We start from the raw sequence: 6,188 nt of genomic DNA on the forward strand, positions 1-6,188 counted from the left end.
CGTCCTATCGTTCGAGGGCCTCGACTACCCGAGCGCCATAGATGTCGATTCCGATGGAAACGTGTACATCACAGACTCGGGTACCGTTCGCAGACAGCGACATTGGTGACAAACGCTCTGGGAATGGCCATTTCCAATCGAGGCCCGACACCCGGCACACTCATTCACTCGGACCACGGAGTGCAGTTCACGTCCTGGGCATTCACCCGCCGGGCGCACGACTCGGGTCTGGTTCCATCGATGGGATCGATCGGCGATTGCTATGACAACGCCGTGATCGAATCTTTCTGGGGCAGAATGCAAACCGAGCTCTTGAATCGGAAACGATGGAAAACGAGGATCGAATTGGCCAACGCCATGTTCGAGTACCGCGAGATCTTCCACAATCGCCAACGTCGGCACAGTGCCCTCGGGATGCTGACACCGATCGAGTTCGAGAACGTACACTTCACACGTCAACCCGTAGCCTGAAGTCAATATGACGACTCCACGAAACTCGGGGTACATCAAAGTCTCCGGACTCGCCGGTGCCATTCAGTCGAACAACTAACGCTGGCGGCTAATTCCAGTCGATGTGGACGGACTCGATCGAGTCGAAATGGAAGCCGAAATCGTTGCTGTACCGATCGAATCCCTTGTTTTCGGGATAGTCCAGTGTGGCATGTCGCTCGAGCAATGCGACCACGCGGGCGTTGTCGTCGTTGGCGAGAGCAGCAGCGAGTTCGCGCGATTCCTCCGCCGTGAACGGTACATCCGAGTTCGCGAAATCCAATGTGCGAACGCGATAGTCGTATCCCTCTTCCGATCCGTTGCGTACCGAGACACCACCCTTGACGCGGATGGTTGCCTTCTTGGGGGTACCGTCCGGGCGCAGAACGCCAGCGCGCGTCATGATGTCGTCGGCTTTGACTTTCTTGAGTTTCTTCTTCGCATCCGCGCGCAGCTCATTCGTCGCTCCCGACCTGTACCGAGAGACAGCGGACGGCGAGCGGCCGATCTTCTTCGCTACTGCGCTGATACCGCCGAGACGCTCGATCGCCGCGCGGCGTTGCGCCCGCTCAGCGACGTCCACGTGCGGGATGCGGCCTTGTTGTGCCCACCGGCGCAAGGTGCGATCCGACGGTGGTGTGCGGCCGGCGTCGACCGCGGCTTGACGTAGTCCGTCGTTGCCGATCTGTGTGCGGATCTGCCTGACGGTAACTTTGCTGGTCAGCCCGGCCAAGCCTCCGGTTTTGACGGTTTTGGACTTTTTGACTCCGCTGGTTGCGGCGTTGGCGACGGACACTTTCAGCCCGTCGAGTCCGACCGCCTGCTGGACGGGTTTTTTCGATCGGGGTTTTGGGAGATGTAGGGCCATCGCTACTGCCCTTCGTCGTCGCGTGGTGTGAATGCGTCTTTGATGACGAGATTCATCTCGTGGGTGTCGTCCGCCTTGCTGAACGCGTCGATCATTGCTTCGCTGAGGGTAGTACGTTTCTCCACGGACATTTTGCCCAGCGCATCACTGTCATGGGCAATGTCCTCTCCCTCGCCGAGCATGTAGACCCAGGAGTCGGTCACCGTTCGCACCGGCCACCGCCCGCTCTCGCGTGCAATGCGCATCGCGACCCGGCGGCCACGCCAGCGGCAATGCGCAATGATCGACGCACGCCAGAGCGGCTGGCGATGGTGCTGCATCTGCTTGGCAGTCCACATGTCCGGGTTCACCATTCGCCCGATGTAGCCCTTATAGCAGGCACCGAGGAACCGCTTCATCGCGATGTCACCGGTATCGACCGCAACTTTGCGGCCCTCACGCAAGATCTTTGCCCATTTGTCGAGGGCGCGGCCCTGCTCCGGGTACACCCAGGCTTCGGTGATGTCGAGATCGTCGAGTTCGGCGCCAATACCGCCGTCCGCAACAGGGGCTTGCAAGCTGTCGAGGCTGACGGATGTGACCCACGTCTGCACTGGTTGATCGGCGAGCATATGCGGGTGTGGGAGGGGAAGTTTCGCGGGCAACGCCAGCGAGTTGCCGGCGGGCAGCGTGATGCGCCGCAACCCGAACGGTGCACCCTTGACACCCGATGCTGCTGCGCTGATGGCGTTCTCGCCACTCAGGTGGCGGGGTTTGCCAGGCGTGCTTTGCCGTTCTTGCTCTCGAAGACTCGCTTCTCTGCTGCACCTCCGAGACATCTAATTCGCATTACGCCACGGCACACAAGACTGGACGACTCGAAATTTCACCAATAATGCTCTCGGACTATAAGTTCCGCGCGGATGCACTCAAGCGGCAGGTGCATTAAATGCTGTCTGACCGATCTAGTGTCAGGTCTTGGGCCAAGGCCCAGGTTTCCTTCTCCCAAAATGCTGTTCCCGATGGTCCGCGACCTCGCCACAGGTGGATTTCCGGTCACGGTGCCGTGCCAGATGCTCAGTTTCTCAACTCAGGCGTTCCATAGATGGCGTGCCAGCCCTGTGACACAAAAGGATTGGGACGATGCGCATTTGATCAACGCCGCCTACGACATTCACACCGACGACCCAGCTTTCGGATACCGATTCATCGCCGACGAATTACCGAACCGAGGCATCATCGTCGGCGAGAACCGTGTCGCTCGGTTGTGTCCGCAGGAACATCTCTGATCGGTGTTCGCGAAGAAGAAGGGACTAAACAGGAAAACGGGGCCAGCGGTCCACGACGACCGCCGGCACAGTCCATGATGTCGCGGGCTTTGACGTTTTTGAGTTTCTTCTTCGCATCGGCACGCAGTTTGTTCGTCTCCCCCGACCTACAACTGGACACTGCAGATCTGGAACGGCCGATTTTCTGTGCGACAGCATCGATTCCTCCGAGACGCTCGATCGCAGCCCGGCGTTGGGCATGCTCGAAAACCTCCGGGGTGGGGGATGGGTCCCTGCTGCGCCCACGCCGCAACGTTCGATCCGACGGAGGCGTCCGGCCCGCATCGATCGCTGCTTGGCGTAATCCGTCGTTCTTTTCGACGACAACTGCTCCGGTGCGAGCGGGCGTGGGACCGAGCAGAACACCGAGATACTGTGCGCACCAAGTGGGTCAGCGCTTGACCTCCTGCGGCGCTCGGACCGGCAACACCCCGGGCACGCCGCACTCGCGCCGACATATGCTCGGCGTTCAGCACCCCCCAACCAGCGCGAAAAACGTGGGGCATGGCGAGAAACCTAGCGGCTACTTTCGACCCAAATCCTTGCGACGCTGAACGGTTTGAGGATTAGACGACAAAATCCTCAGGCAATCGTGACTATGAGTACGGTAGGCATCCCGAAAGGCAAGCCACGATCGGTGCGAGGGATCTTCGAATTCCGCGTACACAATCTGTATGCGTCCCTCCGTCAGATCCTTCCATCGCGACTCCTCCACCTCCAGGTCCTCCATCGCGCAGGCCAGGAGTGCGGCATCGTCGAGATGCCTCGCGCGTTCGCGTGAATCTACTTTGTATGCCGCACCTTTCAATACACGCGAGCCGAGTACATCCGGCATGCTAAAACGGACGTGCTCCGTCCTTCCACCCCATGATCTCTACCAATCACCGATGCCAGCCATCGACTCCGCTGGTTACGACCGTGTTGGTGTCGAAATATGTTCGCTGACAGGTGTTGACGCGAAAAACCGATGACCATCGACATCGGCTCGCCACGGCAAGAATATCAGCCAGAATTACAGGAATCGCGTGCTGTTATTGCCCGAGTGCATCGCGCAGTGAACGCTGTTCCTCGTCGGTGTAAATCTCGCGCAAGGCTTTCGCCAGCACTTCCGGATTTACACCGACCTTACGGAGCGAACGCAGTGAACGGACAGCCTTGGCCGTAACAATTGTGCTACTGCTTGAAGTCTCGGTGGGCGGATCTGTTTCCTTCGATTCCTCTTGCGCAGACTGTTTTTCGGCACGCTCCTGCGCGGCGCGCCAGGCCTTGACCTGACCTTCGAGCGGGACCTGCGCGAGGGAACGTGCCAATCTGATGGCGATCTCTCCCCCGCGAAGCTTCTCCTGAAGTTCAGGAGAAAGCTTGAGTAACGCGCGGCGCTGCGATACCCAACCTTTGGAACGACCGAGTCGCTGGGCTGCGGCGTCGGCACTGCCGCACTCGGCAACGAGCGCTTGGACTGCTTCTGCTTCTTCCAGGACATCGAAATCGCTGCGGCCGATGTTCTCGATGATCGCGGCTTCGAGAATCGATTCTGAGCTCGTTGCGATACTGTCGCGGACAACGACGTCCATGCCTGTGCGGCCGAATTCTTTTGACGCCGCAAGACGCCGGTTACCGTTGACGACGATGTAACGTGCTGCACCGATGAGCTTTTCGTCAGCAGGAAATATCTTCAGCCAGGTCGCCCTGGTGATGGCGACGCCTGGTTGGAGCTGCCGTTCGGCGATCGTCGACAGATCTGACAAGTCACCGATCCGGCGCCGCGGGTTACGTGGGTTGCCGACCAACTCCCCTAAGGGAACATTCGCGAGGAGCTGACCATCGATATACGTGCTGGCATCGGAAGGAACGCCTGCGGGTGTGGTTTTCGCGGGCGTTACAGGCTTACTATCGACGGAAGAGTTGTCGCCGACGGAACCGGCCAGCGACGCCAAGTCGATCCTGCCGCCCCTGCGCGCCATCAGTGTCCACCAGCTTCCAACTCGAGGCTCAGTTTGTAGAAATCTTCGCGGGCCTGCAGAGAAACGCGATTGGCGTCGTATTCGGTCACCACGCGGCCGTCCGCAGCCGCACGTGTGTGAACCTTGTAGTGGCGCACCACAGTCCGGGCGAGCGGCCAACCGTGAGCATTGACGAACGCGCGAGTCTGCTCCAGATCAACCTTGCCATCTCGCGGGTCCCAGTTATTGATAACGACAACGAACTTCTTGCCGAGGGGCTCGATGACCTTCTTGATCGTGCGAGCCGTCGGGTCGAAGCACAGCGGCTCGGGTTCGATCGGAACGATGACCAAATCAGCAATCGAGAGGACTGCGCGCAGTGCGTCACCGGACGCGCCGACACCCAAAGAGTCTGCACCGTCGCCGTTGCTGGAGAAATCGATCCACCCCGGTGTGTCAACATAGACGTGACTGATACCGGGAAGATTGTTGAGCTGGCTCAGAATCTTTGGATTGTCATGTGCCTGAGCGATTTTGAAGGGAAGTTCGTTGCCGGAACCTTCGACACGATCGGCCCACCACACTGCCGATCCCTGAGGGTCAACCGAGATCGCCGCCACAGGCGATTCGACATCCGCATCACCGGTCAGCGCGTGAGCTTTCACCGCCGCGAGATTCATTGTCAGGGTGGATTTTCCCACTCCACCCTTTTGATTCAAAACCACGTGCACAGCCATATATAACCTCCGTATACTTCGCTCCCCAATAAGGGGAGCTACTTCGGACTTTCGCCGCCGCAACCACTTCGAAGCAGCGGGCGTGTCAAGTTCACTCTACGGGGTCCGCACGTGAATCCGTAAATCGACATGCGGCAATCACCATAAGCCACAAAGAGCTTCGCGGCAACAGATGTCGAACGCGCTCGCGATCCACTTACTGCCAACACACGTGGAGGCCAACTGACCTGCCATTCAACAGTTCTGCACTACTGGAGCAGTCGAACGTGGAAACAATCTGCACGGGCAAACCCCAGTTGCGGCAGACCGGTTGCCGCAATCTCACAGTGGAGAACAAGTCTGATTGCTCACCGGCGCCGTAACTGTGTGGGATTGACCTATCAACCTAACTTCTTATCGAAAGATACTCTGCTACAAGGCGATTCACGCAATCGACTATGTCTTTCAGCTCCGAAGCGCTCAGACAAAATTCGCCACACCCGCCCTGATTCATTGGCGATCATTCACCACCGGCCATTACGTCACAGTGACGATATGTTTACTGGTTTTACCAAGCCGAACAATTTCTATATGCGATCTGGCAGTTGGCCCTTCATTCCTATATCTTGCACCGCGCTACAAAGCGCGCCACGATTTATATCCGTGATTACGAACCGGAGTACGGTACAGGTTTGCACACATACGCGATCAAGAGGACGGAGCTCAGTGCCCCCATTTCTCGCGATAGGGCGATCTCCGATTTCCTAGCACCGACTGTGCCGGTTTACCGCGGTAAACTCCCCCACTCCGCTCTATCCGGCGAAGCGCTCGACCCCCGTGGTTTACCGCGTGACTCCCAGGGGAA

The 6,188-nt window shown here is 58.6% G+C and carries 3 protein-coding genes and 3 pseudogenes; 2 read left to right on the plus strand and 4 right to left on the minus strand.

Annotated features, from left to right (window positions below; genetic code table 11):
• Positions 1–90: 90 nt before the first annotated feature.
• A pseudogene (locus RG2_RS29875) lies at positions 91–471 on the plus strand (transposase); the annotation flags it as partial.
• 88 nt (positions 472–559) lie between these two features.
• On the opposite strand, the gene RG2_RS29880 reads toward RG2_RS29875, so the two are convergent.
• Both RG2_RS29880 and RG2_RS29885 read right to left on the minus strand, forming a co-directional pair.
• Entirely contained in the window at positions 560–1,357 is a 798-nt protein-coding gene (locus RG2_RS29880) for a hypothetical protein (RefSeq protein ID WP_033236867.1), read from the minus strand.
• Positions 1,358–1,359: 2 nt separating this feature from the next.
• Positions 1,360–2,115, minus strand: a pseudogene (locus tag RG2_RS29885) (hypothetical protein); the annotation flags it as partial.
• Between the two features lie 219 nt (positions 2,116–2,334).
• Between RG2_RS29885 and RG2_RS29890 the strand changes: the two are divergent.
• Positions 2,335–2,685: pseudogene (locus tag RG2_RS29890) on the plus strand (IS3 family transposase); the annotation flags it as partial.
• Positions 2,686–3,695: 1,010 nt separating this feature from the next.
• On the opposite strand, the gene RG2_RS29905 reads toward RG2_RS29890, so the two are convergent.
• Entirely contained in the window at positions 3,696–4,628 is a 933-nt protein-coding gene (locus tag RG2_RS29905; protein WP_033236866.1) for a ParB/RepB/Spo0J family partition protein, read from the minus strand.
• Complete coding sequence (locus tag RG2_RS29910; RefSeq protein WP_033236865.1) at positions 4,628–5,344, minus strand: ParA family protein; 717 nt, start codon at positions 5,342–5,344, stop codon at positions 4,628–4,630. Before RG2_RS29910 ends, RG2_RS29905 begins: the two co-directional genes overlap by 1 nt.
• Between the last annotated feature and the right edge of the window lie 844 nt (positions 5,345–6,188).

Origin of the sequence: Rhodococcus globerulus NBRC 14531 (genome assembly GCF_001894805.1) — a bacterium.
GTDB lineage: Bacteria > Actinomycetota > Actinomycetes > Mycobacteriales > Mycobacteriaceae > Rhodococcus_F > Rhodococcus_F globerula.